Source organism: Caulobacter sp. GW821-FHT12D05 (assembly GCF_058807295.1).
Window position 1 is genome coordinate 139,843 of the sequence record NZ_JBXAQO010000003.1, and the last position, 23,431, is coordinate 163,273.

Below are 23,431 nucleotides of genomic sequence, written 5' to 3' on the forward strand. Positions count from 1 at the left end.
AACCGGCGACGTGATCAGAGGGATATAAGGGTTAGCAGCAACATGGCCGGCGCCGTCAAACACGACTACCACATCCTTCCGCCCAGCCCGTGGCCGTTCGTCGGCTCGATGGCCGCGACCGTCATGGCGATTGGCCTTATCGGCTGGATCAAGGGCGGCGTGTTCGGCATCGAGAAGGGCAACTGGGCCATCTTCGCGGCCGGCTTCGCGGGCGTGCTCTACACCATGTTCGGCTGGTGGTCGGACGTGGCCAAGGAAGCCAAGGCCGGCGACCACACCCCGGTCGTCTCGATCGGCCTGCGCTACGGCATGATCCTGTTCATCGCTTCGGAAGTGATGTTCTTCGTGGCGTGGTTCTGGATGTTCTTCGAGATGGCGCTGTTCCATCATCACCGCACCCTGTCGGGCATCGAAGAAGTCCGCACCGCCTGGGCCACCTGGCCGCCCGCCGGCGTCGAGACCGTCTCGCCCTGGCACCTGCCGCTGGTCAACACCCTGACCCTGCTGCTCTCGGGCACGACCGTCACCTGGGCGCACCACGCTCTGCAGGTCGGCGACCGCAAGGGCGCCAAGTGGGGCCTGATCCTGACCATCCTGCTGGGCGCGCTGTTCACCTGCATCCAGGTCTATGAATACGCCCACATCAACCACGAGCAGCTGTTCTACTCGGAAGCCGCGGCGAACTCGGGCCTGTACGGTTCGACCTTCTTCCTGGCCACCGGCTTCCACGGCTTCCACGTGTTCGTCGGCACCCTGTTCCTGATCGTGTGCCTGATCCGCCTGCTGAACGGCGCCTTCACGCCCAAGCAGCACTTCGGCTTCGAAGCGGCGGCCTGGTACTGGCACTTCGTGGACGTGGTCTGGCTGTTCCTGTTCGCGTTCATCTACGTGATCTTCGGGGCCTCGGCCCACTAGATCCAAAGATCCAGAGGGGCCCGGAACGCAGACCAGCGTTCCGGGCCTTTTTCGTTTTAGGTCCCTGTGCTGATGACCCCCATCCCCTCAAGCAAGACCAACCCCTACGCCGCCGGCGCGCGCGGCCTGTGCCCCCACTGCGGCGAGGGCTATCTGTTCGAGGGCTTCCTGAAGGTGGCCCAGACCTGCGAAGCCTGCGGCTTCGAGCTGGGCAAGTTCCAGACCGGCGACGGCGCGGCGACCTTCGTGATCCTGATCGCCGGCACGGTCTGCGCGTTCGGGGCGCTGTTTTCGATGTTCGCCTGGAACTGGCCGGTGTGGCTGCTGCTGATCGTCTGGCTGCCGGCGGTGCTGGTCATCACCCTGGGCCTGATGCGCCCGGCCAAGGGCCTGATGGTCGCCGCTCAGATCGCCCAGAAGGCCTCTGAAGCGGGTCGCGCCGATGTCTGAGCCCACCCCGAAGAAACCCGGCTTCCCGATCGGCCTGACGATCGCCACGGGCGTCTCGTTCGCCATCCTGTGCGGCCTGGGCGGCTGGCAGATGCAGCGCCTGCATTGGAAGGAAGACCTGCTGGCCCGGGTCGAGAAGCTGAAGACCGCGCCCGCCGTGCCGCTGGCCAGCGTGCTGACCGCCAGCGCTAAGCCCGAAGACCTGGCCTGGGAGCGGGTCAGCGTCGACTGCACCGACGTTCCGGGCGCGCCGCTGCCGTTGGCCTACGGCGTCCGCGACGGCGACATGGTCTGGCGCGCCCAGGCGGCCTGCGGGATCCAGGCGGGCGGCTATGACCTGATCCTGGTCGATCGTGGCGTCGTGCCCGGCCTGACCGGTCAGGTCCAGGCGCCGGCCAAGGCCTTCGCCGGCCCGCGCCAGGTCATCGGCGTGCTGACGCCGATCAAGCAGATGGGCGGCGACCGCGCCCAGGTGTTCGCCCGCTACCCCGGCCGCAAGCCCGCGCCGCTGGTGCTGATGGCCGAGCGCGAGACCCCGGCGCCGGCGGAAATCACCCCCGCGCCGCTGCCGGCAGAAATTTCCAATCGGCACCTGGAATACGCTCTGACGTGGTTCGGTCTTGCCGTAACCCTGCTGTTTATCTATGCCGCCATGCTCTGGCGGAGATTGAGACCCTGATGCGCTACGTGTCGACCCGCGGCCAGTCCGCGTCCATCGGCTTCCTGGATGCGGTGCTGGCCGGCCTGGCCCCCGACGGCGGCCTGTACGTGCCCTCCGAGTGGCCCAGCTTCACGAAAGCCGAGATCGCCGGCTTCGCGGGCAAGCCCTACGCCCAGGTGGCCGCCGCCGTGGTCGGCAAGTTCGTGGGCGACGACATCCCCAAGGACGACCTCGCCCACATGTGCGAGGAGGCCTACGCCACCTTCGCCCACACGGCTGTCGTCCCGGTCAAGCAACTGACCTCGAACCGCTACCTCTTGGAGCTGTTCCACGGCCCGACCCTGGCCTTCAAAGATGTTGCGATGCAGCTGCTGGGTCGCCTGTACGACTACGTGCTGGAGCGCCAGTCGCGGAAGATGACCATCATCTGCGCCACCTCGGGCGACACCGGCGGCGCGGCCGTCGAGGCGTTCCGGGGCCGCAAGAACGCCCGCATCGTCGCCCTCTTCCCGGAAGGCCGCATCAGCGAGGTGCAGCGCCGGTTCATGACCACGGCCGTCGACGGCAACGTGGCCTGCATCTCGGTGCTGGGCTCGTTCGACGACTGCCAGGCCATCGTCAAGCAGGCCTTCCAGGACGACCAGTTCCGCCATGCCGTGGACCTGTCGGGCGTCAACTCGATCAACTGGGCGCGGATCGCGGCCCAGAGCGTCTATTACTTCACCTCGGCTGTCGCCCTGGGCGCGCCCGAGCGCGAAGTCGCCTTCGTGGTCCCCACCGGCAATTTCGGCGACGCCTATGCCGCCTTCGTGGCCAAGAAGCTGGGCCTGCCGATCCACTCGGTGACCGCCGCCACCAATTCCAACGACATCCTGGCCCGCGCCATGGAGACCGGCCGTTATTCGCGCGGCGCCGTGGCCGCCACCCAGAGCCCGGCCATGGACATCCAGGTCGCCAGCAACTTCGAGCGCCTGTACTTCGAGGCCGTCCGCCGCGACGGCACTGAGACGGGCCGCGCCTTCCGCGCCTTCGCCGACACGGGCTTGCTGGACATCCCGCCGGGCGCCCACGCCTGGATGCGCGAGCTGTTCCGCGGCGCGGCGGTCAGCGAGGCCGACACCGCCAAGACCATGCTCTCGACCCTGAACGAGACCGGCGAGGTCATCGACCCGCACACCGCCGTCGGCCTGGCCGCCGCGCAGGGCGTCGATGTCCCGGCCTCGGTCCCGGTCGTGGTGCTGTCGACCGCCCATCCGGCCAAGTTCCCTGAGGCCGTCCAGGCGGCCACGGGCCTGCTGCCGAGCACGCCGCGCGCCACGCCCGACCTCTCCAAGAAGCCGGAGAAGTTCGAGCGCCTGCCCGCCGACGGTTCGTCGATCAAGGCGTTCGTGCGGACCTTCGCGGCCAATACTTGAGGCGGGACTGGTATTTAGGCTCAAGCGCGCCTAGATACCGCGCCACATGACGACCACTCTTCGCACCCTCCCCAACGGCGTCCGCGTCGTCTGTGACCCGATGCCGGGCCTTGAAACCCTGGCCCTGACGGTCGTGGCGGGACGCGGAGCGGCCTACGAGGATCCGGCGCGGTCGGGCTGGTCGCACCTGCTCGAGCACATGGTGTTCAAGGGCGCGGGCGGCCGTTCGGCGCGCGACATCGTCGAGGTCATCGAGAACCAGGGCGGCTCGATCAACGCCGCCACGGGCTACGAGCGCACCAGCTTCCAGGTCCGCGCGCTCAAGGGCGGCCTGGATCTGGGCATGGACGTCATCGCCGACCTGCTGCGCCGCCCGACCTTCGACCCGGCCGACCTGACCCGCGAAAAGCAGGTGGTGAAACAGGAGATCGCCGAGGCCGCCGATGCGCCCGACGACTACGTCTTCGACCTGATCCAGCGCGCCAGCTGGGGCGACCACCCGGTGGGCCGTCCGATCCTGGGCAGCGACCAGACCGTCGACGCGGCCAGCGTCGAGGCCCTGTCCGACTGGCGCGCTCAGGTCTACGCCGCCGACCGCCTGGTGGTCAGCGCCACGGGCGCGGTGAACGAGGCCGAACTGATGGCCGCCGCCGAGCGCGCCTTCGGCGACCTGCCGGCGACGGCTGGCGCAACGGTCCCGCAGCCGGCGACCTTCATCGGCGGCCCGCAGGCCGAGGCCCGCAAGCTGGAGCAGGCGCATCTGGTGTTCATGCTGCCGGCCTGCGGCTCGCGCCATGACGACTATTTCGCCCTGCGCATCTTCGCCGAGACGCTTGGCGGCGGCATGTCCTCGCGCCTGTTCCAGGAAGCGCGCGAGAAGCGCGGCCTCGCCTACAATATCGACGCCTATGCCGACACCTATGCCGACCACGGCGCGCTGGGCATCTATGCCGGCTGCGCGGCCGGCGACGCGGTCGAGACCGCCAAGGTCTGCGCCGAGGAGCTGGTCAAGCTGGCCGCCAAGATCGACGACGCCGAGTTGGCCCGCGCCAAGGCCCAGTTGAAGGCCCACATGTTCATGGCGCGCGAGCAGCCCCTGGCCCGCGCCGAGCAGGGCGCCGGGCAGGTCCTGCTGTTCGACCGCCTGTATCCGCCGGCGGAGCTGGCCGCCGAGGTCGATGCGGTCACCCCCGCCGACGTCGCCCGCCTGGGCCAGCGCCTGCTCTCCGGCCAGGCCGCCACCGCCGTGCTGGGCGCCAAGTCGGCCCTGAAGGCCGGTGAGGCGTTCTCCAAGGCTCTGGCCTGAGTTTAGAAGGTGCGGCCGTGAATGCCTTGCTGCCGTTCCTGAAGACCCGCCCCCGTCTGCAGCTGGAGGGCAACGCCGTCTATCTGCGGCCGCCGCGTCCGGGCGACCATCGGGCTTGGGCGGCCCTGCGCGCCAAGTCCCGGCCGTTCCTGGAGCCTTGGGAGCCGACCTGGCCCGAGCACGACCTGACCCGCGCCGCCTTCCGCGCCCGCCTGTCGGCCTATGCCCGCGAGCTGGAGCTGGGCGAGGCCTATCCGTTCTTCATCTTCCGCCGCGAAGACCACGCCCTGGTCGGCGCCCTGCGGCTTTTCCACGTGCGGCGTGGTGTCGCCCAGACCGGCTCGGTCGGCTACTGGATCGGCCAGCCCTTCACCCGCCAAGGTCACATGCGCGACGCCGTAGAGACCTTGATCCGCTTTGCTTTCGCCGGTCTGGGTCTCCATAGACTTGAGGCCGCATGCATGCCGGAAAACCACGCTTCGGCCGCGCTTTTGCTGAAATGTGGCTTTTCCGAAGAGGGATATGCGCCCGCTTATTTGAAAATTAACGGCGGTTGGCGAGATCATCGTCTGTTCGGCATGGTCGCGCCCGAGTAGCGGGTGGCCCCGGCCGAGAGTTTGGGACGGGCATGTCTTTTCGTACCGGTGAGCGACGCATCTGGGACACCACCGCCACGCTTGAAGCGTTGGGCGGGGCCGATGTCGCGCTGTGGATCTGGGAGCCCGAAGCCGACCGCCTGCGCCTGAACGGCGCGGCGCGCGCCCTGGGCCTGGGTCCGCTGGCCCCGGAATGTTCGTCCGCCGCCTTCCGCGCCCTGGCCCTGCCGCAAGACCGCGCCCAGGCCGAAGAAGTCCTCAAGGTTCGTGAGCCCGGCTGCGAAGTGGTCGCCCGCTTCCGCGTACGCGGCGGCGAGACCTGCCTCTGGCGGGGCGTGTGGCTGGAGGAGGGCGTCCGCGCCGCCGGCGTCGTCGCCCCCGAAACGAAATTCTCCGCCTCCGAGCGCGACGAGCTCACGGGCCTGCTCGACCGCCGCAGCTTCGTCGCCCGCGCCCGCGAGCGCCTGGGCCAGGACGGCATGCACGAGCTGGTCGTCGCCGACCTGGATCGCCTGCGCCGCCTGAACGAGGCCCTGGGCCACGAGCGCGCCGACCTCGTCCTGGCCGCCCTGGGCTCGCGCCTGGCCGCCGCCTTCCCGTCCGACGCCCTGCTGGGCCGCATCGGCGAGGACGAGTTCGCCGTGCTGTGCGAACCGCAGGGCTATGAGCCGGCGGACATGCTGCGCTCGGCCCTGGAGCAGCCGCTGCGCGTGGCCGGCTTCGACATCCACCCGACGCTGTCGATCGGCGCGGTCTCGGCCGAGGGCGGCCTGGACGCGCCGGACGCCTGCGAGCTGATCCGTCGCGCCGAGCTGGCCGTCGAGGCCGCCGCCTCGGCCGGCCGTGGCGGGGCCGCCGCCTACGGCCGCTCAATGGAGACCGACGGCCTCTCGCGCCTGGCCCTGGAAGCCGACCTGCGCGGCGCCATCGCACGCGGCGAGATCATGCCCTACTTCCAGCCCGTGGTGCGCCTGTCGACGGGCGCGCTGTCGGGCTTCGAGGCCCTGGCCCGCTGGATCCATCCGCGCCGGGGCATGCTGCCGCCCGACGAGTTCCTCCCCCTGATCGAAGAGATGGGGCTGATGAGCGAGCTGGGCGCGCACATGATGCACACCGCCGCCAAGCAGCTGGCGACCTGGCGCGATGCGCATCCGGCGATGGGCGCGCTGACCGTCAGCGTGAACCTGTCGACCGGCGAGATCGATCGTCCGGGCCTGGTGGCCGACGTGGCCGAGACCCTGCGCGTCAACCGTCTGCCGCGCGGCGCCCTGAAGCTGGAAGTCACCGAAAGCGACATCATGCGCGATCCCGAGCGGGCCGCCGTGATCCTGAAGACCTTGCGCGACGCGGGCGCCGGCCTGGCGCTGGACGACTTCGGCACCGGCTTCTCGTCGCTGTCGTATCTGACGCGCCTGCCGTTCGACACGCTGAAGATCGACCGCTACTTCGTCCGCACCATGGGCGGCAACGCCGGCTCGGCCAAGATCGTCCGCTCGGTCGTCAAGCTGGGCCAGGACCTGGACCTGGAAGTCGTCGCCGAAGGCGTCGAGAACGCCGAGATGGCCCGCGCCCTGCAGTCGCTGGGCTGCGACTATGGCCAGGGCTTCGGCTACGCGCCGGCCCTGTCGCCGCAGGAAGCCGAGGTCTATCTGAACGAGGCCTATGTGGACGGCGCCGCGCCGGTGAAGGCACGGGGCTAATTCCAGACCCTCCCCCCAGCGGGGGAGGCGGCCGAAGGCCGGAGGGGGAAGTGCTGCTGAGCCGGCCTCTTCCCTCTCCGTCGGCTGCGCCGACACCTCTCCCTCGGGGAGAGGGTCTCTAAGCCCGGCCCGCCGTCGCCGACAGGTGGTCGGCGGTGATCCCCAGCTTGGCCAGGGCCCGGGTCCATTTGTGCTCGTGGTCCTCGTCGAACAGGATGCCCTCGTCGGCGTCGCAGATCAGCCAGATGTTGTCGCGCAGCTCCTGCTCCAGCTGTCCCGGACCCCAGCCGGCATAACCCAGGGCCAGGATCGCCTTACGCGGGCGGCGCATGCGGCTGGCCATGGCGTCCAACACGTCGCGGGTGGCGGTCAGGCCCAAGCCGTCGGCCACCGGCACGGTCGACTCCGGCGAGTTGAAGTCGTCGGTGTGCAGGACAAAGCCTCGCTCGCGCTCGATCGGCCCGCCAAGCAGGACGAGGTCGCCCGGCGCCTGGATGTCGGACTTCACGCCCAGCCGGTCCAGCAGTTCGTAGACGGTGAGGCCATCGACGGGGCGGTTCACCGCCAGGCCCATGGCCTGTTCCTCGTCGTGGGCGCACAGGTAGAGGACCGTGCGCTCGAACCTCGGATCCTCGATTCCTGGCATGGCGACCAGCAGTCGGCCCGTCAGAAAGTCCGCGTCGTCGTCTTCTTCGTCGATGAAGCTGGCCATGAAGAGAGCATTGGCTTTCGACGTGACGGTTTCAAGTCGCAGACGTTATGAATGCGTGCTTGGCGGCGCCCTCGGTGAGGGATATGCGATCAAGCGCAATTCAATCGCACACACGAGGAAACACGGCCCATGGCGATCCAGGTTGGCGACACGCTGCCCGCGGCGACTTTCATGACCAGCACGGCCGAAGGGCCGGCCCCGCTGACCACCGACGACATCTTCAAGGGCAAGACCGTCGCCCTGTTCGCCGTCCCCGGCGCCTTCACCCCGACCTGCTCGGCCAAGCACCTGCCGGGCTTCAAGGAGAAGGCCGCCGAGCTGAAGGCCAAGGGCGTCGACACCATCGCCTGCGTCTCGGTCAACGACGTCTTCGTGATGAAGGCCTGGGGCAAGGACCAGGGCATCGATGGCGAAGTGCTGCTGCTGGCTGACGGCAATGGCGACTTCACCCGCACGATCGGCCTGGACTTCGACGGTTCGAAGTTCGGTATGGGCGGCCGCTCGCAGCGTTATTCGCTGATCGCCAAGGACGGCGTCGTGACCCAGCTGAACATCGAGGAAGCCGGCCAGTTCAAGGTCTCGTCGGCCGAGTACCTGCTGGAACAGCTGTAAGCGGCTGAGCCGTCTTAGACCCTCCCCCTAGCGGGGGAGGTGGTCGCGAAGCGACCGGAGGGGGAAGAAGCGGGCTGAGCCGGTTTCTTCCCTCTCCGTCGTCCCTTCGGGCCGACACCTCTCCCGCTAGGGAGAGGATCTTGGCGGCGCTATCCCTGCACGATCGCTTCGTGCAGCGCCTGGATCCGCTTGTTGAGCGCCCCCAGGTCCTCGCCTTCCATGCCGGACCGCTCCAGCAGCGTGTCGTTCAGGCATCCCGACTGGCCCAGCAGAGCCCGTCCAGCCTCCGTCATCGTCACCTCGACCCGGCGCTCGTCCTCGAGCCCGCGCCGCCGCGCGACCAGGCCGGCGGCCTCCAGGCGTTTGACCAGGGGGGTCACGGTGCTGGATTCCAGGTCCAGCCGCTCGGCGATGCCGCCGATGGTGACGCCTTCGCCAGCCTCGCCCAGCACGTTCAGCACCAGGTACTGCGGATAGGTCAGGCCTAGCGCGTCCAGCAGGGGCTTGTAGGCGCGGGTGATGGCCATGCTGGTCGCATACAGCGTGAAGCAGATCTGCTGATCCAGCGGGCGCGGAGCGGGGGTCTTGGTCGTCATGGATCCTTCTTACCACGAAAAAGGATATCGCGATAAAGAAAATGGTGGACACGCTGTCGCAGCCGGCCTATGACACTTTTCATTATCGCGATAACAATTATCGCAGACAAGAGATGAGGGTTGATCCATGAGCCAGTCGAACCAAGCTTCCCGTCGCGGCGTGATGACCGCCGGCTTCGGTCTCGCCGCCGTGGCGGCCGCCTCGCTGGGTCAGAGCGCCCAGGCCGCGACCCCGAAGGCTGCCACCACGCCGCACGCCGCGAACCGCGCCGAAAGCGGCTTCATCACTACCCAGGACGGCGTCCAGATCTTCTACAAGGACTGGGGTCCCAAGGACGCCCAGCCGATCGTGTTCCACCACGGCTGGCCGCTGTCGGCCGACGACTGGGACGCCCAGATGATGTTCTTCCTGCTGAAGGGCTATCGCGTCATCGCCCATGACCGCCGTGGCCACGGCCGCTCGACCCAGACCGACAGCGGCAACGAGATGGACACCTACGCGGCCGACGTCATCGCCCTGGCCGACCACCTGGACCTGAAGAACGCCTTCCACGTCGGCCACTCGACCGGCGGCGGCGAAGCCATCCACTACGCCGCCCGCGCCAAGCCGGGCCGTGTGGGCAAGGTGGTGCTGATCGGCGCCGTGCCGCCGGTGATGGTCAAGTCGGCCAAGAATCCGGGCGGCCTGCCGATCGAGGTGTTCGACGGTTTCCGCGCCGCCCTGGTCGCCAACCGCGCCCAGTTCTTCCGCGACATCCCTGAAGGTCCGTTCTTCGGCTTCAACCGTCCGGGCGCCAAGGTCAGCCAGGGCCTGATCGACAACTGGTGGCGCCAGGGCATGACCGGCGGCGCCAAGGCCCACTACGACTGCATCAAGGCGTTCTCGGAGACCGACTTCACCGACGACCTGAAGAAGGTCGACGTCCCGGTCTTCATCATGCACGGCGAAGACGACCAGATCGTCCCGATCGCCGACAGCGCTCACCTGGCCATCAAGCTGGTCAAGAAGGGCACGCTGAAGACCTATCCGGGCCTGCCGCACGGTATGGCGTCGACGCACCCGGAGGTGATCAACGCCGACCTGCTGGCGTTCTTCAAGGCGTAGTTCGCGACCTAACCCACCCGTCATCCCGCGCCTTGTGCGCGGGACCCATTTGTCCGCCGCAGGTGCGGAGCCAATTCAAGCTCTCACGTGAAAGCTGAACCATGGGTCCCGCGCATGAAGCGCGGGATGACGGTTCTGGTGTTGGGGACTAAGCCCCCAGAACCTCAGGCGTCATCGCCGCGAAGTCCTCGGCCCCGATCATCACCCCGGCCGCCGCGCCCGGAACCTGGGCCAGAACCGCTTCGGCGAACACCCGCGCCAGGGCCCGCTTGCTCTCCGCCCACGCCGCGTCCGCCTCGCCGTCGGCCGCCAGGGCGCCCTTGGCGAGCATCCAGCCGCCGACCACGTCGCCCAGCAACTTTTGATAGGCCGTGGCCCCAGACAGCGCGTCCGGCATCGACTTCGTGCGGCGTTCGATCAGCCAGGCGGTGGCCGAGGCCGCCGCGTTCAGGGCCGCTTCCAGGCGCAGGCCGACGGCCTTGAGGTCGCCAGCGACCAGGATCTCGATCGTATCGCGGATGTCGTCCATTAGGTCGCCGACCGCCTGGCCTTCGCCCAGCATCAGCTTGCGGCCGATCAGGTCGATGGCCTGGATGCCGTTGGTTCCTTCGTAGATCGGGGCGATGCGGGCGTCGCGATAGTGCTGGGCCGCGCCGGTCTCTTCGATGAAGCCCATGCCGCCGTGGATCTGCACGCCCAGCGAGGCGACCTGGACGCCGACATCGGTCGACCAGGCCTTGGCGATCGGGGTCAGCAGTTCCTCGCGCAGCTTGGCGGCCGTGCGGGTCGCTTCGTCCGAGGCGGCGCGCGACAGGTCGGCGGCGACGGCGGTCGACAGGCAGATGCCGCGCGCGGCCTCGATATGGGCCTTCATCAGCACCAGCGTGCGGCGGATATCCGGATGGTCGAAGATCCGGCTGGGGCTGGCGCCGGTCCACGCCGAGCGGCCCTGGACGCGTTCCTGACTGAACGCCAGCGCCTGTTGATAAGCGCGCTCGGCGATGGCGGTGCCTTGCGTCCCGACTTGGAGCCGCGCGGCGTTCATCATCGTGAACATGTTGGGCAGGCCCGCCCCCAGGCCGCCGACCAGTTCGGCCTTGGCGCCCTCAAACAGCATCACGCAGGTGGGCGAGCCGTGGATGCCCAGCTTGTGCTCCAGCCCGCCGACCCGCACGCCGTTGGCCTCGCCCAGCGAGCCGTCTTCATTGACCAGCACCTTCGGCGCCAGGAACAGCGAAATGCCTTTCACGCCGGGAGGGGCGTCGGGCGTGCGGGCCAACACCAAGTGGATGATGTTGTCGGCGGCGTCGTGGTCGCCCCAGGTGATGAAGATCTTCTGGCCGGTGATCTTCCAGCCGCCGTCACCGTCCGGCGTGGCCACCGTGGTCAGGGCCGCCAGGTCCGAACCGGCTTGAGGTTCGGTCAGGTTCATGGTGCCGGTCCACTCGCCCGAGACCAGGCGCGGCAGGTAGAGGTGTTTCTGGTGGTCGGAGCCGTGGTGCTCCAGCGCCTCGATCGCGCCCAGGCTCAGCATGGGGCACAGGCCGAAGGCCATGTTCGCGGCCTGGACCATTTCCAGCACCGCCACCTCCAGCGTCTTGGGCAAGCCCTGGCCGCCATGCTCGACCGGCGCGGCCAGGCTGGCCCAGCCGCCTTGCGCGAACTGCTTGTAGCCGTCCGCGAAACCGGGCGCGCAGCGGACCACGCCGTTCTCCAGCTTGGCGCCCACCAGGTCGCCCTGGCGGTTCAGCGGGGCCAGCACGTCGGCGGCGAAAGCGCCGGCCGCTTCCAGCACGGCCGCCACCGTGTCGGCGTCGGCTTCGGGGAAGGCGTCGGCCAGCCGCCCGAAATCCGCCGCATGGCGCAGCGAGAAGGCAAGGTCACGAACGGGCGCGCGGTAGGTCATGCCGAAAAACTCCAGACGGTCGCGGCCTGTTTAGGGAGGGTGACGTTACGTCGCCAAGCCGCTCGCGGCTTTCTGTGCAAGATCACGGTCTCGTGATCGCATGGCGGGCGCCGGGCCCTTCCATCCCACGGTGGAGTTCCTAACTCGGGGAAACAGTAACTGCTGCTGTTTTAGTTTTAACTGGAGCTTCCTCCCCGATGATCCGTCCCTACGCCTATGCGGCGCTCGCCGTTGCTCTCTTCACGGCCCCCGCCGCGCTGGCCGCGCCGGGCGTCTCCTCGACCAAGCCGGCCGACCTGCCCGCCGGCCACTACCTGCTCGACAAGACCCACGCCGTGCTGACCGCCAAGCTCAAGCACATGGGCTTCTCGAACTACACCCTGCGCTTCACCAAGCTGGACGCCGACTTCCACTATGATCCCAAGGCTCCGGAAGCCTCGAAGATCAACGTGACGATCGACCCGGCCTCGCTGGACACCGCCACGGGCGCTGACGCCTTCGGCCTGAAGTTCAACAAGGAGCTGATCGGCGACGGCTGGCTGGAAGCGGCCAAATACCCGACCATCACCTTCGTCTCGACCGCCATCAATGTCGGTGACGGCCAGCACGGCTCGGTGACCGGTGACCTGACCTTCCACGGCGTGACCAAGCCCGTGATCCTGGACGTCATTTTCAACGGCGTCGGTTCGGGCATGATCCCGCTGCAGACCCGCACGGGTTTCTCGGCCTCGACGACGATCAAGCGTTCGGAGTTCGGCGTCGGCAAGTACGCCCCGCTGATCGGCGACGACGTCACGCTGAACATCGAAGTCGAGTTCGAAAAGAAGTAAGCCTGACCTAAGGGATCTGGGAGATGTCCATGGCCGCGAGCCGTACGCGCTACACGACGGTGGCGATCGTCATTCACTGGCTGATCGCCGCGGCCATCATCTTCCAGATCATCCTGGGCTGGCGGATGGGCGACGGGCCTAAGGGCCCGACCACCTACGCCCTGTTCCAGCTGCACAAGTCGATCGGCATCACCATCCTGCTGCTCAGCCTGGCGCGGCTGGCCTGGCGGCTGTTCAACAAGCCGCCGGCCCCGCCCGAGGGCCAGCCGAAGTGGGAGAAGATCGCCTCTCACGTCGTGCACTGGGGCTTCTACGTGATCATGATCGGCCTGCCGGTGACGGGCTGGATCATCGTCTCGACCAGCCGGGTGCCGATCCCGACCCTGCTGTATGGGACCGTGCCGTGGCCGCACATCCCGGGCCTGCCCGAGCTGGCGGCCGGGGCCAAGCACGCCTGGCACCAGGCCGGCGAGCTGGGTCACGGCGTGCTGGTCAAGACCACCTACCTGCTGCTGCTCCTGCACCTGGGCGCGGTGGCCAAGCACCAGATCCTGGATCGCGACGAAGTGTTCGGCCACATGGCCGCCGGCGCCAAGCCGGGGATCAAGGAGCCGCGCCTGTGGCTGGCCGCGGCGGGGCTGGCTGCTGTCGTCGCCGCCGGCTACCTCTACATGCCGGCCGTGAAGGCCGCGCCCGCTCCGGGCCCCGCGCCCATCGAGGAGCCCGCTTCCGTCGCCGCGCCGGCGCCGGCTGACACTGCAGCGCCCGTCGCCGAGGCACCCGCGCCGGCCGAATCCGCTCTGAAGGACCCGGTCGCCTGGACCGTCCAGAAGAGCTCGACCCTGACCTTCACCGCCTCGTGGTCGGGCAGCGGCATCGAGGGCCGGTTCAAGACCTGGAGCGCCGACATCCTGTTCTCGCCGGAAGCCCTGGACCGCTCGAAGGTCACGGTGAGCATCGACATGGCTTCGGCCGCCACCGGCGACGACCAGCGCGACCAGAGCCTGCCCAGCGGCGACTTCTTCGACACCGCCGAGCACCCGAAGGCCACCTTCACGGCGACCAAGTTCCGCAAGACCGGCGAGGGCAAGTTCGTCGCCGACGGGACCCTGGACCTGCGCGGCGTGAAAAAGCCGCTCAGCCTGCCCTTCACCCTGAAGATCGACGGCGACACGGCGACCGCGCGGGGTGTAACGACCCTGGACCGGACGACGTTTGGAGTTGGGCAGGGCGAATGGGCGTCGACGGACGAAATCGCGGCGAAGGTGAAGGTCAGCTTCGCGATCACCGCCAAGAAGAAATAGCGGCGGCCGCCGACGCGCTGCGCGCCGGCGGGCTGGTGCTCTTGCCGACCGAGACGGTCTACGGGCTCGGGGCCGACGCCTCCAACCCGGCGGCCGTGGCGGCGATCTTCGAGGCCAAGGGCCGCCCGCGCTTCAACCCGCTGATCGCCCACGTCGCCGACCTGGAGACCGCCGCGCGGATCGCCGATCTGGACGATCGCGCCTATGCCCTGGCGCGCGAATTCTGGCCCGGTCCTCTGACCATCGTCGCGCCGATCAAGGACACATCAGCCGTCTGTGATCTGGCCCGTGCGGGTCTGGACACCGTGGCCATTCGGGTGCCGGGCCATCCGGTCTCGCACGCGGTGCTGGAAGCGTTCGGCGGCGCGGTCGTGGCCCCTTCAGCCAACCGCTCGGGCCGGCCCAGCCCGACCACCTTCGCCGACGCCGTCGCCGAGACCGGCGACAAGGCCGCCGCCATCCTGGATGGTGGGCCGTGCGCGGTGGGTCTGGAGTCCACCGTCGTCTCGGTGCTGGACGGCTATCCCCGCCTGCTGCGGCCCGGCGCCGTCACTCGCGTGCAGCTGCAGCAGATCGTCGGCCCGCTGGCGGAAGCCGATGACGACGCCAAGCGCTCGCCGGGCCGTCTGGCTTTGCACTACGCCCCCGACGCGCCAGTGCGGATCAACGCCAAGACGCCCGAGGCCGGCGAGGCCTATCTGGCGTTCGGCGACTGGCCCGAGAGTCCGCGCGTTTTCAATCTCAGCCCGGCCGGCGATCTCGCCCAAGCCGCCGCCAACCTTTTCGCGTACCTGCGCGCCGCCGACCGTCTGCGCCCCTCGGCCATCGCCGTCGCGCCGATCCCGGAAGACGGCCTGGGCGAAGCGATCAATGACCGGCTGCGCCGCGCCGCCGGCTTCGTAGGATAAGCCGATGAAGAGCAAGACCCGGATCATGTACGTCGAGGACAAGTCCAAGGGTATCAACGGGCCGGCGCGGATCGGGCGGGTCGTCTCGTCCAAGAGCGGCGAGACCCTGCACTATGCCGGACAGACGTTCTTCGCGCTGCGCCACTCGGGCTTGAAGGCCAACTTCCAGGACAGCGTGACCGGCCATGCGTATTGGATCGCCCGGGCGCGCAAGGACGGCGCCGACCGGCTCTTCAAGGGCGCGGGCGATCCGGCCGTGATCGACGACAATGTGCGCGAGGAATACTGGCGCGACATCCGCGGCCTGCCCGACCCGGCCTTGGGCTAGGCCCGCGAGACGCCTATACTGCGCGCCATGACCAAGCCCGTTCCCGCCGATGTCGTCTCCCGCCTGAAAGCCGTGCTCGGCGAGGGCGGCTGGAGCCAGGATCCCGAGGTGATCGCGCCCAAGCTGGTCGAGTGGCGTGGCCGCTGGAAGGGCGAGACGCCGCTGCTGGTCACGCCGCGATCGACCGCCGAGGTCGCCGCCGTGGTGGGCATCTGCGCGGCCGAGGGCGTGGCGATCACGCCCCAGGGCGGCAATACCGGGCTGGTCGCCGGCCAGATCCCGCACGGCGAGATCCTGCTGTCGACCCAGAAGCTGACGGCCATCCGCGACGTCGACCCGATCGACGACGCCATGGTGCTGGAGGCCGGGGTCACCCTGTACGAGGCCCATCAGCAGGCCGCCAAGGTCGGCCGCCGCTTCACTGTCGGCGTGGCCTCGGAAGGCTCGTGCACGATCGGCGGTCTGATCTCGACCAATGCCGGCGGCACCGCCGTCCTGCGCTACGGCATGATGCGCGAGCAGGTGCTGGGCATCGAGGCCGTGCTGCCCAATGGCGAGATCTGGAAGGGCCTGAAGCGCCTGCGCAAGGACAATACCGGCTACGACCTCAAGCAGCTGCTGATCGGGGCCGAGGGCACGCTGGGCGTGGTCACCGCCGCCAGCCTGAAGCTCCATGCGCTGCTGGCCTCGCGGGCCGTGGCGATCGTGGGCCTGGCCTCGCCGGCCGACGCCATCCAGCTGCTGGCGCGGGCAAAAGACGAGACCGGCGGCGCGGTCGAGGCTTTCGAGCTGATGGGCCGCCTGGGCTTCGAGCTGACCGTCCGCAACGTGCCGGGCCTGCGCGATCCGCTGCCCGACGTCCATCCCTGGTACGTGCTGATCGAGATCGCCAGCGGCGAGCCCGGCGCGGCCGAGGCGGCGCTGGAGCGGCTCTTGGCCGGCGCCCTGGAGCGGGGCCTGATCGCCGATGCGGCGGTGGCCCAGACCGAAACCCAGATGAAGGCCTTCTGGCACATCCGCGAAGGTCACTCGGCCGGCCAGAAGCCCGAAGGGACGGTGTGGAAGCACGACGTCAGCGTGCCGGTCTCCAAGATCCCCGACTTCATCGGCCAGGCCAACGCCGCGATCGAGAAGACCTTCCCCGGCACGCGCATCGTCGCCTTCGGCCATGTCGGCGACGGCAATGTCCATTACGACGTGCTGCAGCCGGTCGGCGGCGACGGCGACGCCCATGAGGCCCAGCGCGAGGCCGGCGCCAAGATCGTCCACGACATCACCGCGACCTTCTCGGGCTCGATCAGCGCCGAGCATGGCCTGGGGGCGATGAAGACGGCCGAGGCCCTGACCTACAAGGACCCGATCGAGGTCGCGGCCCTGCGCGCGATCCGAGGGGCGCTGGACCCGGCTCGGATCATGAATCCGAGGGTGCTGTTTTAGCAACCGCCGCACGCTTGCGGGCGCGCAGGAACAGCACGCCCAGCACGGCGAACGCGCCAGCGGGGATCGTGGCCTTGTAGAAGCCCGGCTGCATGCTGGGCATCAGGCTGATCGCCATCGGCACGAAGCCCCACCTGCCGCTCGACTGTTCCATCCAGAACGCCCCGACGCCGACGAACGACACCACCGCGAACACGATGCGGTGCTTCAACGTCCTGTCACGCAGGACGAAGAACACGGCCACGAACATCGGAAGCGGCCAGAGGAGGGCGGCCAGCAGGCCCAGGGTGTTGCTCATTCCCCGCTGATAGCCGGGACGGGGGCGTTGCGCCAACCTATCTAAGCCGACATCGTGCCTCTTAAGGAGACCCCCGCCATGACCATCGAGAACGAAGACCAGCTGGAGAAGCTGCGCACGGTCGGCAATCTGGTGGCCCGCACCCTGGCGGCCATGGGCGAGGCCCTGGAGCCCGGCATGACCACCCGCGAGCTGGACGATATCGGCCGCGCCCTCTTGGAAAAGGAAGGCGCGCGCTCGGCGCCGGAGCTGACCTACAACTTCCCGGGCGCGACCTGCATCTCGGTGGGGCCCGACTGCGCCCACGGCATCCCCGGCGACACGGTGGTCAAGGCCGGCGACCTGATCAATATCGACGTCTCGGCCGAGCTGAACGGCTATTTCGGCGACACCGGCGCCAGCTTCGCGGTGCCGCCGGTGACCAAACGCGTCGAGCGCCTGTGCCGCGACGGCCGGCGGGCGATGTGGGCCGGCATCAAGGCGGTGCAGCCCGGCGCCCGACTGAACGAGATCGGGCGCTCGATCGAGACCTTCGCCGACAAGAACGGCTACAGCCTGGTCCGCAACCTGGCCAGCCACGGCGTCGGCCGCTCGCTGCACGACGATCCGCGCGAGATCCCCACCTGGTATGAGCCGCGCGACCGCCGCACCATTCCCGAAGGCCTGGTCTTCACCATCGAGCCCTTCCTGTCGCTGGGCGCCGACTGGGTCGAGGAACTGGACGACGGCTGGACCCTGCGCCCGCCCCAGCGCCAGGCGACGGTGCAGTACGAGCACACGTTGGTCGCGACGAAGAACGGGCCGCTGGTGCTGACGCTGGTTTAGCGACCGCGCCCATAGATCCTCCCCCTAGCGGGGGAGGTGGCGCGGAGCGCCGGAGGGGGTCGTTGTCCTGGCCCGGTTTCTTCCCCCTCCGTCGTCGCTACGCGCCGACACCTCCCCCGCTAAGGGGGAGGATCTATGAGCGTTGACCGGCCTCTATCCTCGGCGTTCGCGAGATCGACTTGAGCGAAATCAATCGCTTGTCGATTTTACGCGCCTTCGAATGATCCGCGCTCAGAACCGCTGGACAATGATCCCACCTCGTCGCGAGGAAAGGGCGCACGGCCAGCGACCGTTGTGGCGGCGGGGTGTGATCGAGCGGTGAAGGTCCGAGGGGGATACTCGGACGGTCCGGGGCTTCAGCGTGCTGGCTGAACCCGCCCGCCGCTGGCGTGGTCGAAGGCAAAGGGGTGTGTCTTAGCCATTTTTGGCTCGCCTTCTTCGATCGCCGGGCTTCAGCGGAAACGCGAAAGCCTGGCTCCCGGTAAGGCCTGAACAGGGCCACCTGACGGGACGCTGGCGGATAACGATCGCGCGGAGCGTCTGGCTTCGTCGAAACGGTATCAAACTACTCACACTCCGGACGTCGTCCGGCGCTCCGCATCCCTTTCCATCTTCAGCGGTCTGCCGCGTGAAGCGGCGCCGTCATGTCCACCTCCGTACGCGCCCGGCTAGCGAAGCCGCCTGGAACCCTCTATCTCCCCGCCCATGCTGATGGTCATCTCGCCCGCCAAGTCGCTGGACTTCACCGCGCCCGCCCAGGCCCTGCCCCTGACGACGCCTGAGCTCAAGGCCCAGATCGCCGAACTGGCCAAGGTCGCGCGCAAGCTGACGGCCGCCGACCTGAAGCGGCTGATGCACATCTCCGACGCCCTGGCCAAGCTGAACCGCGAGCGGTTCCAGGCTTTCGATTCCGAGGTCGAGGAAGGCCTGCAGGCCGTCATCGCCTTCAATGGCGACGTCTATGGCGGCCTGGCTGCTCGCGAGCTGGACCGCCCGGCCCTGGAGTGGGCGCAGGACCACCTGCGGATCCTGTCGGGCCTGTACGGCGTGCTGCGCCCGTTCGACGCCTTGCAGCCCTATCGCCTGGAGATGGGCACGCGGCTGAAGACCAAGAAGGGTTCGAACCTCTACGACTTCTGGGGCGAGACGATCTCCAAGACCCTGAATGCCGCCGCCGAGGGCCAGACCGACCCGACGCTGGTGAACCTGGCCAGCCAGGAATATTTCGGCGCCGTCGACGCCAAGGCCCTGAAGCTGCCGGTCGTCACCTGCCACTTCAAGGAAGAGAAGGGCAACGAACTGCGGGTGCTGGGCTTCTTCGCCAAGAAGGCGCGCGGCCGCATGGCGCGCTACGCCATCGACAATCGCGTCGACCGGGCCGAGGGGCTGAAAAGCTTCAACCTGGATGGCTACGGCTTCCGCGCCGATCTCTCGACCGAGGCCGACTGGGTTTTTGCTCGCCCGCAGCCATAATTTCATCTATCGATGAATTTAATAAGGGCTCGCCTCTCGCAATGGCGAGCTATATGTTGCGTTGCAATATCATTGGGGCGTTGCCTTAGGAGCGCGTGAATGGCCGTCGATTTCGGTTTGCAGGGTCAAGTCGCCATCGTCACCGGGTCCACCAGCGGCATCGGTCACGCCTTGGCCGACGCGCTCGCCGCCCAGGGCTGCAACATCGTCATGAACGGCCTGGGCGAGATGAACGCCATCGAGCGGGCCCGCGCCGAGATGGCTGAAAAGCACGGCGTCGAGGTGCTGTATCACGGCGCCGACATGACCAAGCCGATCGAGATCGCCGACATGGTCCGCGCGGCCAAGGCCGAGTTCGGCGAGCTGGATATTCTCGTGAACAACGCCGGCGTCCAGCACGTGGCCCCGATCGAGGAGTTCCCGGACGACAAGTGGGACCTGATCATCGCCATCAACCTGTCCTCGGCCTTCCACGCCACCAAGGCGGCGGTGCCGATCATGAAGGAGCAGGGGCGCGGGCGGATCATCAACATCGCCTCGGCCCACGCCCTGGTCGCCTCGCCGTTCAAGTCGGCCTATGTGGCGGCCAAGCACGGCATCATGGGCCTGACCAAGACGGTCGCGCTCGAGGTCGCCCAGGACGGCATCACCTGCAACGCCATCTGCCCGGGCTTCGTGAAGACCCCGCTGGTCGAGGCTCAGATCGCCGACCAGGCCAAGGCCCGCGGCATTTCGGAAGAGGCCGTGATGAAGGACGTGATCCTGGCGGCTCAGCCGACCAAGCAGTTCGTCACCTTCGACCAGCTGGCCGGCATGCTGCTGTATCTGGTCTCCGACGCCGGGGCCTCGGCCAATGGCGCGGCCTTCCAGGTCGACGGCGGCTGGGTGGCGCAATAGGCTGGGCCCCGTGCCCATCCCGCCCTTCAAGAAGAAACCCGCCGGTCCCCGGCTGCTGAGCCTGGCCCTGCAGGGCGGCGGTTCGCATGGCGCTTTCGAATGGGGCGTCCTCGACCGCCTGCTCGAGGAAGACGATCTGGAGATCCGCGCCGTCACCGCCGCTTCGGCGGGTGCGATGAACGCGGTCTGCCTGGCGCAAGGTCTGATCGACGACGGCAAGGCGGGCGCCCGCAAGCGGCTGGACTCGTTCTGGCGGCAGGTGAACCGGCAGGGCGGCCGTAATGTCTTCGGCGACACCTCGATCTGGACCTCAGCTTTCGGGGGCGCGTTTGGCAGCGGCGCCGACTGGCTGAAGAACACGCCGGGCTGGCGGATGGCCGAGACCTTCGCCCTGTCGCTCAGCCCCTATGAGTTCAACCCGTTCAACCTGAACCCGCTGCACGACACGCTGGAAGCCGAGATCACCTTCAAGCAGATCCGCGAGAAGAGCCCGATCAAGCTGTATGTCGCCGCCACGGCGGTGCGGACCAGCAAGTCGGTGATCTTCCGCGAGACCGAGCTGACGTCCCGCCACATCATGGCCAGCGCCTGCCTGCCCCAGGTGTTCCAGGCGGTGGAGATCGACGGCGAGCCCTATTGGGACGGCGGTTTCCTGGCCAACCCGCCGCTGTGGCCGCTGTTCTATGACGACACGCCGGATGACATCCTGATCGTCAGCCTGAATCCCTTCGTCCGCGATGAGACGCCCAAGACGCCGGGCGAGATCATGGACCGGCTGAACGAGATCACCTTCAACGCCTCGCTGGCCTCGGAGCTGCGGGCCATCGGCTTCGTGCAGAAGCTGCTGGACGAGGGGCTTCTGAAGGACAACGCCCGGGGGCGTTATCGCCGGATGCTGGTCCACGCCATCACGGCCGACAAGCCGCTGGCGGACCTGTCGCTGTCGACCAAGTTCGACACCGAGTGGAGCTTCCTGACCGACCTCAAGGAACGCGGCCGCAAGGCGGCGGAGGCCTGGCTGACCGACTGCGGCAACTGCATCGGGGTGAAGTCCTCGGTCGATCTGAAGGTGGGTTTCCCATGAGCGGCAACCCTGTCCCGACCGTCGGTGTCGTCTGTCTGAAGGGCGACCAGGTGCTGCTGATCCGGCGCGGCCAGCCGCCCCGCCTGAACCAGTGGAGCCTGCCGGGCGGGCGATTGGAATGGGGCGAGACCTTGCAGGTCGCCGCCTTGCGGGAGCTGAAGGAAGAGACCGGTGTAGAGGCTGAGCTCCTGGGCCTGCTCGACGTGGTCGATGGCGTGTTTCCGGCGCGCCCCGGCGGTGAGATCACCCGCCACTACGTGATGATCGACTACGCTGCCCACTGGACCGCCGGCGAGCCCGTGGCTGGCGACGATGCGGCCGAGGCGAAGTTCGTGACCCTGGACGAGGCCATGGCCCTGGTCGAATGGGACGAAACCCGGCGGGTGATCGCGGAGACGTTCGAGAAGTTCGGGACGCTTGCGCTTCCGGCCTAGCTGCACGACATCTCGTCGATGACCGTCATCGAAGCCCGCGCGCCGCGCACCCCGATCAGTCCCAACGCCTTGATCCTGGTCGCCGCCTGCGTTGGCCTGGGCTGGGCAGTGGCGGCTGAGCTCCAGCCGGTCGGCGTCCTGACCTTCGCCTTCGTCGTCGCGGCCTGGATCCTCAGCGTCGGCGTCCACGAGTTCGGCCACGCCTTCACCGCCCACAAGGCCGGCGATACGACCATCGTCGAGAAGGGCTACCTGACCCTCGACCCACTGAAATATTCCGACCTGGTCACCACGATCATCTTCCCCCTGATCGCCCTGGCCCTGGGCGGCATCGGCTTTCCGGGCGGGGCGGTCTATCTGCGCGAGGACCTGATGCGGTCGAAGGGATGGCGGTCGCTGGCCTCGCTGGCCGGGCCGCTGGGGACCTTGCTGGTGCTGATCGTGCTGGGCGTCGCCTCGCCGTTCGTCGCCTCGGAGCCGCTGTACAACGCGCTTTCGATGCTGGCTTTCCTGCAGGCCAGCGCGCTGGTCCTGAACCTGCTGCCGATCCCCGGCCTGGACGGCTATGGCGTCCTCCGGCCGTTCCTGCCGGACGGCGTCCGCGCGGCGATGGCCAAGGTCGAGCGGGTCGGCTTCCTGCTGCTGTTCGCCCTGATCTTCTGGGTCCCCGGCGCCAGCCGTTTCATCTTCGGCGCGGCCCTGGCGATCACCGACCTGCTGGCCGTGCCGCGCGGGGCGATCGCCAGCGGCTGGCAGGCCTTCCACTTCTGGGGCTCTTGACCGCGACGGCCTGACCGCTTCTTCTTCAAACAAGCGTTTCAAGAAGAATGAGGGAGGGTTCGCCATGGCCTACGCGCCGTTCAACCTGTCGGGCAAGGTGGCCCTGGTCACCGGCGGCAATCGCGGCATCGGCCTTGGCATGGCCAAGGCGATGGCCCAGGCCGGCGCCGACATCGTCATCTGGGGCTCCAACCCCGAGCGCAATCTCGAGGCCGAAAAGCAGCTGACCAGTCTGGGCGTCCGGGTGAAGGCCCAGACCGTCGACGTTGCCGACGAGGCTCAGGTCCGCGAAGGCATGGAAGAGGCCGTGGCCGCCATGGGCCGGGTCGACAGTGTCTTCGCCAACGCCGGCATCGGCTACGGCTCGCCCTCGTTCGTCGAGATGAAGACCGAGACCTATCGCAAGGTGCTGTCGGTCAATCTGGACGGCGTGTTCTTCACCCTGCGCGAGGCCTGCCGCCACATGGTCGAGCGGGCCAAGACCGGCGACGCCGGCGGCTCGCTGGTCGGCATCGCCTCGTTGGCCGCCATCGAGGGCGCGGCCCGCAACGAGGCCTATGCCGCGACCAAGGGCGCGGTGATCTCGATGATCAAGTCGGTCGCGGTCGAGCACGCTCGCTACGGCGTACGCGCCAACGCCATCCTGCCCGGCTGGATCGCCACTGACATGACGGCCGGCGCGCAAGGCAACGCCGCCTTTGCCGAAAAGGTCATCCCCCGCGTGCCGGCCCGCCGCTGGGGCGAGCCCGAAGATTTCGGCGGCATGGCCGTCTACCTGGCCTCGGACGCGTCCAGCTACCAGTCGGGCACGACCATCGTCATCGACGGCGGATACTCGATCTTCTAGGGCGGCTAACCT

At 68.3% G+C, this 23,431-nt stretch carries 25 protein-coding genes and 2 pseudogenes; 22 read left to right on the forward strand and 5 right to left on the reverse strand.

Going from position 1 to position 23,431, the window contains the following annotated elements; all coding sequences use genetic code 11:
- The first annotated feature begins 42 nt into the window (after window positions 1–42).
- The 7 genes from AC1RRR_RS13495 to AC1RRR_RS13525 all read left to right on the forward strand — a co-directional run bounded on the left by AC1RRR_RS13495 (window position 43) and on the right by AC1RRR_RS13525 (window position 7,043).
- Window positions 43–915, forward strand: a complete 873-nt coding sequence (locus AC1RRR_RS13495; protein WP_291877769.1) for a cytochrome c oxidase subunit 3 — start codon at window positions 43–45, stop codon at window positions 913–915.
- A gap of 72 nt (window positions 916–987) precedes the next feature.
- Window positions 988–1,365, forward strand: a complete 378-nt coding sequence (locus AC1RRR_RS13500) for a DUF983 domain-containing protein (protein ID WP_492813796.1) — start codon at window positions 988–990, stop codon at window positions 1,363–1,365.
- Complete coding sequence (locus AC1RRR_RS13505; protein WP_492813798.1) at window positions 1,358–2,044, forward strand: SURF1 family protein; 687 nt, start codon at window positions 1,358–1,360, stop codon at window positions 2,042–2,044. The genes AC1RRR_RS13500 and AC1RRR_RS13505 overlap by 8 nt, the downstream gene beginning before the upstream one ends.
- Window positions 2,044–3,441 (forward strand): threonine synthase, encoded by a 1,398-nt coding sequence (gene thrC / locus AC1RRR_RS13510; RefSeq protein ID WP_492813800.1) that lies wholly within the window; start codon window positions 2,044–2,046, stop codon window positions 3,439–3,441. The genes AC1RRR_RS13505 and thrC overlap by 1 nt, the downstream gene beginning before the upstream one ends.
- 46 nt (window positions 3,442–3,487) lie before the next feature.
- Window positions 3,488–4,747, forward strand: a complete 1,260-nt coding sequence (locus tag AC1RRR_RS13515; RefSeq protein WP_492813802.1) for a M16 family metallopeptidase — start codon at window positions 3,488–3,490, stop codon at window positions 4,745–4,747.
- Window positions 4,748–4,764: 17 nt separating this feature from the next.
- Complete coding sequence (locus tag AC1RRR_RS13520; RefSeq protein WP_492813804.1) at window positions 4,765–5,343, forward strand: GNAT family N-acetyltransferase; 579 nt, start codon at window positions 4,765–4,767, stop codon at window positions 5,341–5,343.
- A 32-nt stretch (window positions 5,344–5,375) separates the two neighbouring features.
- Window positions 5,376–7,043: a putative bifunctional diguanylate cyclase/phosphodiesterase gene (locus tag AC1RRR_RS13525; RefSeq protein ID WP_492813806.1), complete on the forward strand. Its 1,668-nt coding sequence runs from the start codon at window positions 5,376–5,378 to the stop codon at window positions 7,041–7,043.
- A gap of 118 nt (window positions 7,044–7,161) precedes the next feature.
- Here the strand turns inward: AC1RRR_RS13525 and AC1RRR_RS13530 are convergent, their stop codons facing one another.
- Window positions 7,162–7,755 carry a YqgE/AlgH family protein gene (locus AC1RRR_RS13530; protein ID WP_492813807.1) on the reverse strand — a complete coding sequence of 198 codons (594 nt, stop codon included), beginning with the start codon at window positions 7,753–7,755 and terminating at the stop codon, window positions 7,162–7,164.
- Between the two features lie 129 nt (window positions 7,756–7,884).
- Between AC1RRR_RS13530 and AC1RRR_RS13535 the strand changes: the two genes are divergently transcribed.
- Window positions 7,885–8,367 carry a peroxiredoxin gene (locus AC1RRR_RS13535; protein WP_492813809.1) on the forward strand — a complete coding sequence of 161 codons (483 nt, stop codon included), beginning with the start codon at window positions 7,885–7,887 and terminating at the stop codon, window positions 8,365–8,367.
- A 149-nt stretch (window positions 8,368–8,516) separates the two neighbouring features.
- Here the strand turns inward: AC1RRR_RS13535 and AC1RRR_RS13540 are convergent, their stop codons facing one another.
- Window positions 8,517–8,963 (reverse strand): MarR family winged helix-turn-helix transcriptional regulator, encoded by a 447-nt coding sequence (locus tag AC1RRR_RS13540; protein WP_492813811.1) that lies wholly within the window; start codon window positions 8,961–8,963, stop codon window positions 8,517–8,519.
- 127 nt (window positions 8,964–9,090) lie between these two features.
- Between AC1RRR_RS13540 and AC1RRR_RS13545 the strand changes: the two genes are divergently transcribed.
- Window positions 9,091–10,068, forward strand: a complete 978-nt coding sequence (locus tag AC1RRR_RS13545; protein WP_492813813.1) for an alpha/beta fold hydrolase — start codon at window positions 9,091–9,093, stop codon at window positions 10,066–10,068.
- 10 nt (window positions 10,069–10,078) lie between these two features.
- On the opposite strand, the pseudogene AC1RRR_RS13550 reads toward AC1RRR_RS13545, so the two are convergent.
- A pseudogene (locus AC1RRR_RS13550) lies at window positions 10,079–10,171 on the reverse strand (hypothetical protein); the annotation flags it as partial.
- Window positions 10,172–10,216: 45 nt separating this feature from the next.
- Complete coding sequence (locus tag AC1RRR_RS13555) at window positions 10,217–11,974, reverse strand: acyl-CoA dehydrogenase family protein (protein ID WP_492813815.1); 1,758 nt, start codon at window positions 11,972–11,974, stop codon at window positions 10,217–10,219.
- Between the two features lie 197 nt (window positions 11,975–12,171).
- Here AC1RRR_RS13555 and AC1RRR_RS13560 point away from each other — a divergent pair, with 197 nt between their 5' ends.
- Genes AC1RRR_RS13560 through AC1RRR_RS13580 form a run of 5 tightly spaced genes read left to right on the forward strand, consistent with a single transcriptional unit; the run spans window position 12,172 to window position 16,781 of the window.
- Window positions 12,172–12,804 carry a YceI family protein gene (locus tag AC1RRR_RS13560; RefSeq protein WP_492813816.1) on the forward strand — a complete coding sequence of 211 codons (633 nt, stop codon included), beginning with the start codon at window positions 12,172–12,174 and terminating at the stop codon, window positions 12,802–12,804.
- Window positions 12,805–12,833: 29 nt separating this feature from the next.
- Window positions 12,834–14,108: a YceI family protein gene (locus AC1RRR_RS13565; RefSeq protein WP_492813818.1), complete on the forward strand. Its 1,275-nt coding sequence runs from the start codon at window positions 12,834–12,836 to the stop codon at window positions 14,106–14,108.
- Window positions 14,039–15,016, forward strand: coding sequence for an L-threonylcarbamoyladenylate synthase (locus tag AC1RRR_RS13570; protein WP_492813819.1), 978 nt, complete (start codon window positions 14,039–14,041; stop codon window positions 15,014–15,016). Before AC1RRR_RS13565 ends, AC1RRR_RS13570 begins: the two co-directional genes overlap by 70 nt.
- 4 nt (window positions 15,017–15,020) lie before the next feature.
- Window positions 15,021–15,344, forward strand: coding sequence for a 1-deoxy-D-xylulose-5-phosphate synthase (locus AC1RRR_RS13575; protein ID WP_492813821.1), 324 nt, complete (start codon window positions 15,021–15,023; stop codon window positions 15,342–15,344).
- A gap of 27 nt (window positions 15,345–15,371) precedes the next feature.
- The gene (locus AC1RRR_RS13580) at window positions 15,372–16,781 is read left to right on the forward strand and encodes an FAD-binding oxidoreductase (protein ID WP_492813823.1); all 1,410 of its coding nucleotides are present in this window, start codon (window positions 15,372–15,374) and stop codon (window positions 16,779–16,781) included.
- On the opposite strand, the gene AC1RRR_RS13585 is transcribed toward AC1RRR_RS13580, so the two are convergent.
- Complete coding sequence (locus AC1RRR_RS13585) at window positions 16,756–17,079, reverse strand: hypothetical protein (protein ID WP_492813825.1); 324 nt, start codon at window positions 17,077–17,079, stop codon at window positions 16,756–16,758. The genes AC1RRR_RS13580 and AC1RRR_RS13585 overlap by 26 nt on opposite strands.
- Window positions 17,080–17,157: 78 nt before the next feature.
- On the opposite strand from AC1RRR_RS13585, the gene map reads away from it, so the two are divergent.
- From map to AC1RRR_RS13625, 8 genes and pseudogenes are all read left to right on the forward strand, one after another.
- A complete protein-coding gene (map, locus tag AC1RRR_RS13590) occupies window positions 17,158–17,904 on the forward strand; it encodes a type I methionyl aminopeptidase (protein WP_492813827.1) in 747 nt (248 codons plus the stop codon).
- Window positions 17,905–18,288: 384 nt separating this feature from the next.
- Window positions 18,289–18,418: pseudogene (locus AC1RRR_RS13595) on the forward strand (hypothetical protein); the annotation flags it as partial.
- Between the two features lie 191 nt (window positions 18,419–18,609).
- Complete coding sequence (gene yaaA, locus AC1RRR_RS13600) at window positions 18,610–19,377, forward strand: peroxide stress protein YaaA (RefSeq protein ID WP_492813829.1); 768 nt, start codon at window positions 18,610–18,612, stop codon at window positions 19,375–19,377.
- A 99-nt stretch (window positions 19,378–19,476) separates the two neighbouring features.
- Window positions 19,477–20,274 carry a 3-hydroxybutyrate dehydrogenase gene (locus AC1RRR_RS13605; protein WP_454713816.1) on the forward strand — a complete coding sequence of 266 codons (798 nt, stop codon included), beginning with the start codon at window positions 19,477–19,479 and terminating at the stop codon, window positions 20,272–20,274.
- A gap of 10 nt (window positions 20,275–20,284) precedes the next feature.
- On the forward strand, window positions 20,285–21,358 hold the full coding sequence (locus AC1RRR_RS13610; protein ID WP_492813831.1) for a patatin-like phospholipase family protein: 1,074 nt from the start codon (window positions 20,285–20,287) through the stop codon (window positions 21,356–21,358).
- A complete protein-coding gene (locus AC1RRR_RS13615) occupies window positions 21,355–21,792 on the forward strand; it encodes an NUDIX hydrolase (RefSeq protein ID WP_492813832.1) in 438 nt (145 codons plus the stop codon). The genes AC1RRR_RS13610 and AC1RRR_RS13615 overlap by 4 nt, the downstream gene beginning before the upstream one ends.
- A gap of 18 nt (window positions 21,793–21,810) precedes the next feature.
- The gene (locus tag AC1RRR_RS13620; protein ID WP_492813834.1) at window positions 21,811–22,572 is read left to right on the forward strand and encodes a site-2 protease family protein; all 762 of its coding nucleotides are present in this window, start codon (window positions 21,811–21,813) and stop codon (window positions 22,570–22,572) included.
- A gap of 64 nt (window positions 22,573–22,636) precedes the next feature.
- On the forward strand, window positions 22,637–23,419 hold the full coding sequence (locus tag AC1RRR_RS13625) for an SDR family NAD(P)-dependent oxidoreductase (protein WP_492813835.1): 783 nt from the start codon (window positions 22,637–22,639) through the stop codon (window positions 23,417–23,419).
- The last annotated feature ends 12 nt before the right edge of the window (window positions 23,420–23,431 follow it).

What these genes read in the sequence shown, in the direction of transcription:
- AC1RRR_RS13625 (WP_492813835.1), top strand. Translation starts at nt 22,637, where the DNA reads ATGGCCTACGCGCCGTTCAACCTGTCGGGCAAGGTGGCCCTGGTCACC.
- map (WP_492813827.1), top strand. Translation starts at nt 17,158, where the DNA reads ATGACCATCGAGAACGAAGACCAGCTGGAGAAGCTGCGCACGGTCGGC.
- AC1RRR_RS13560 (WP_492813816.1), top strand. Translation starts at nt 12,172, where the DNA reads ATGATCCGTCCCTACGCCTATGCGGCGCTCGCCGTTGCTCTCTTCACG.
- AC1RRR_RS13535 (WP_492813809.1), top strand. Translation starts at nt 7,885, where the DNA reads ATGGCGATCCAGGTTGGCGACACGCTGCCCGCGGCGACTTTCATGACC.
- AC1RRR_RS13580 (WP_492813823.1), top strand. Translation starts at nt 15,372, where the DNA reads ATGACCAAGCCCGTTCCCGCCGATGTCGTCTCCCGCCTGAAAGCCGTG.
- AC1RRR_RS13545 (WP_492813813.1), top strand. Translation starts at nt 9,091, where the DNA reads ATGAGCCAGTCGAACCAAGCTTCCCGTCGCGGCGTGATGACCGCCGGC.
- AC1RRR_RS13575 (WP_492813821.1), top strand. Translation starts at nt 15,021, where the DNA reads ATGAAGAGCAAGACCCGGATCATGTACGTCGAGGACAAGTCCAAGGGT.
- yaaA (WP_492813829.1), top strand. Translation starts at nt 18,610, where the DNA reads ATGCTGATGGTCATCTCGCCCGCCAAGTCGCTGGACTTCACCGCGCCC.
- AC1RRR_RS13570 (WP_492813819.1), top strand. Translation starts at nt 14,039, where the DNA reads ATGGGCGTCGACGGACGAAATCGCGGCGAAGGTGAAGGTCAGCTTCGC.
- AC1RRR_RS13620 (WP_492813834.1), top strand. Translation starts at nt 21,811, where the DNA reads ATGACCGTCATCGAAGCCCGCGCGCCGCGCACCCCGATCAGTCCCAAC.
- thrC (WP_492813800.1), top strand. Translation starts at nt 2,044, where the DNA reads ATGCGCTACGTGTCGACCCGCGGCCAGTCCGCGTCCATCGGCTTCCTG.
- AC1RRR_RS13605 (WP_454713816.1), top strand. Translation starts at nt 19,477, where the DNA reads ATGGCCGTCGATTTCGGTTTGCAGGGTCAAGTCGCCATCGTCACCGGG.
- AC1RRR_RS13565 (WP_492813818.1), top strand. Translation starts at nt 12,834, where the DNA reads ATGGCCGCGAGCCGTACGCGCTACACGACGGTGGCGATCGTCATTCAC.
- AC1RRR_RS13585 (WP_492813825.1), bottom strand. Translation starts at nt 17,079, where the DNA reads ATGAGCAACACCCTGGGCCTGCTGGCCGCCCTCCTCTGGCCGCTTCCG.
- AC1RRR_RS13505 (WP_492813798.1), top strand. Translation starts at nt 1,358, where the DNA reads ATGTCTGAGCCCACCCCGAAGAAACCCGGCTTCCCGATCGGCCTGACG.
- AC1RRR_RS13515 (WP_492813802.1), top strand. Translation starts at nt 3,488, where the DNA reads ATGACGACCACTCTTCGCACCCTCCCCAACGGCGTCCGCGTCGTCTGT.
- AC1RRR_RS13540 (WP_492813811.1), bottom strand. Translation starts at nt 8,963, where the DNA reads ATGACGACCAAGACCCCCGCTCCGCGCCCGCTGGATCAGCAGATCTGC.
- AC1RRR_RS13555 (WP_492813815.1), bottom strand. Translation starts at nt 11,974, where the DNA reads ATGACCTACCGCGCGCCCGTTCGTGACCTTGCCTTCTCGCTGCGCCAT.
- AC1RRR_RS13495 (WP_291877769.1), top strand. Translation starts at nt 43, where the DNA reads ATGGCCGGCGCCGTCAAACACGACTACCACATCCTTCCGCCCAGCCCG.
- AC1RRR_RS13615 (WP_492813832.1), top strand. Translation starts at nt 21,355, where the DNA reads ATGAGCGGCAACCCTGTCCCGACCGTCGGTGTCGTCTGTCTGAAGGGC.
- AC1RRR_RS13530 (WP_492813807.1), bottom strand. Translation starts at nt 7,755, where the DNA reads ATGGCCAGCTTCATCGACGAAGAAGACGACGACGCGGACTTTCTGACG.
- AC1RRR_RS13525 (WP_492813806.1), top strand. Translation starts at nt 5,376, where the DNA reads ATGTCTTTTCGTACCGGTGAGCGACGCATCTGGGACACCACCGCCACG.
- AC1RRR_RS13500 (WP_492813796.1), top strand. Translation starts at nt 988, where the DNA reads ATGACCCCCATCCCCTCAAGCAAGACCAACCCCTACGCCGCCGGCGCG.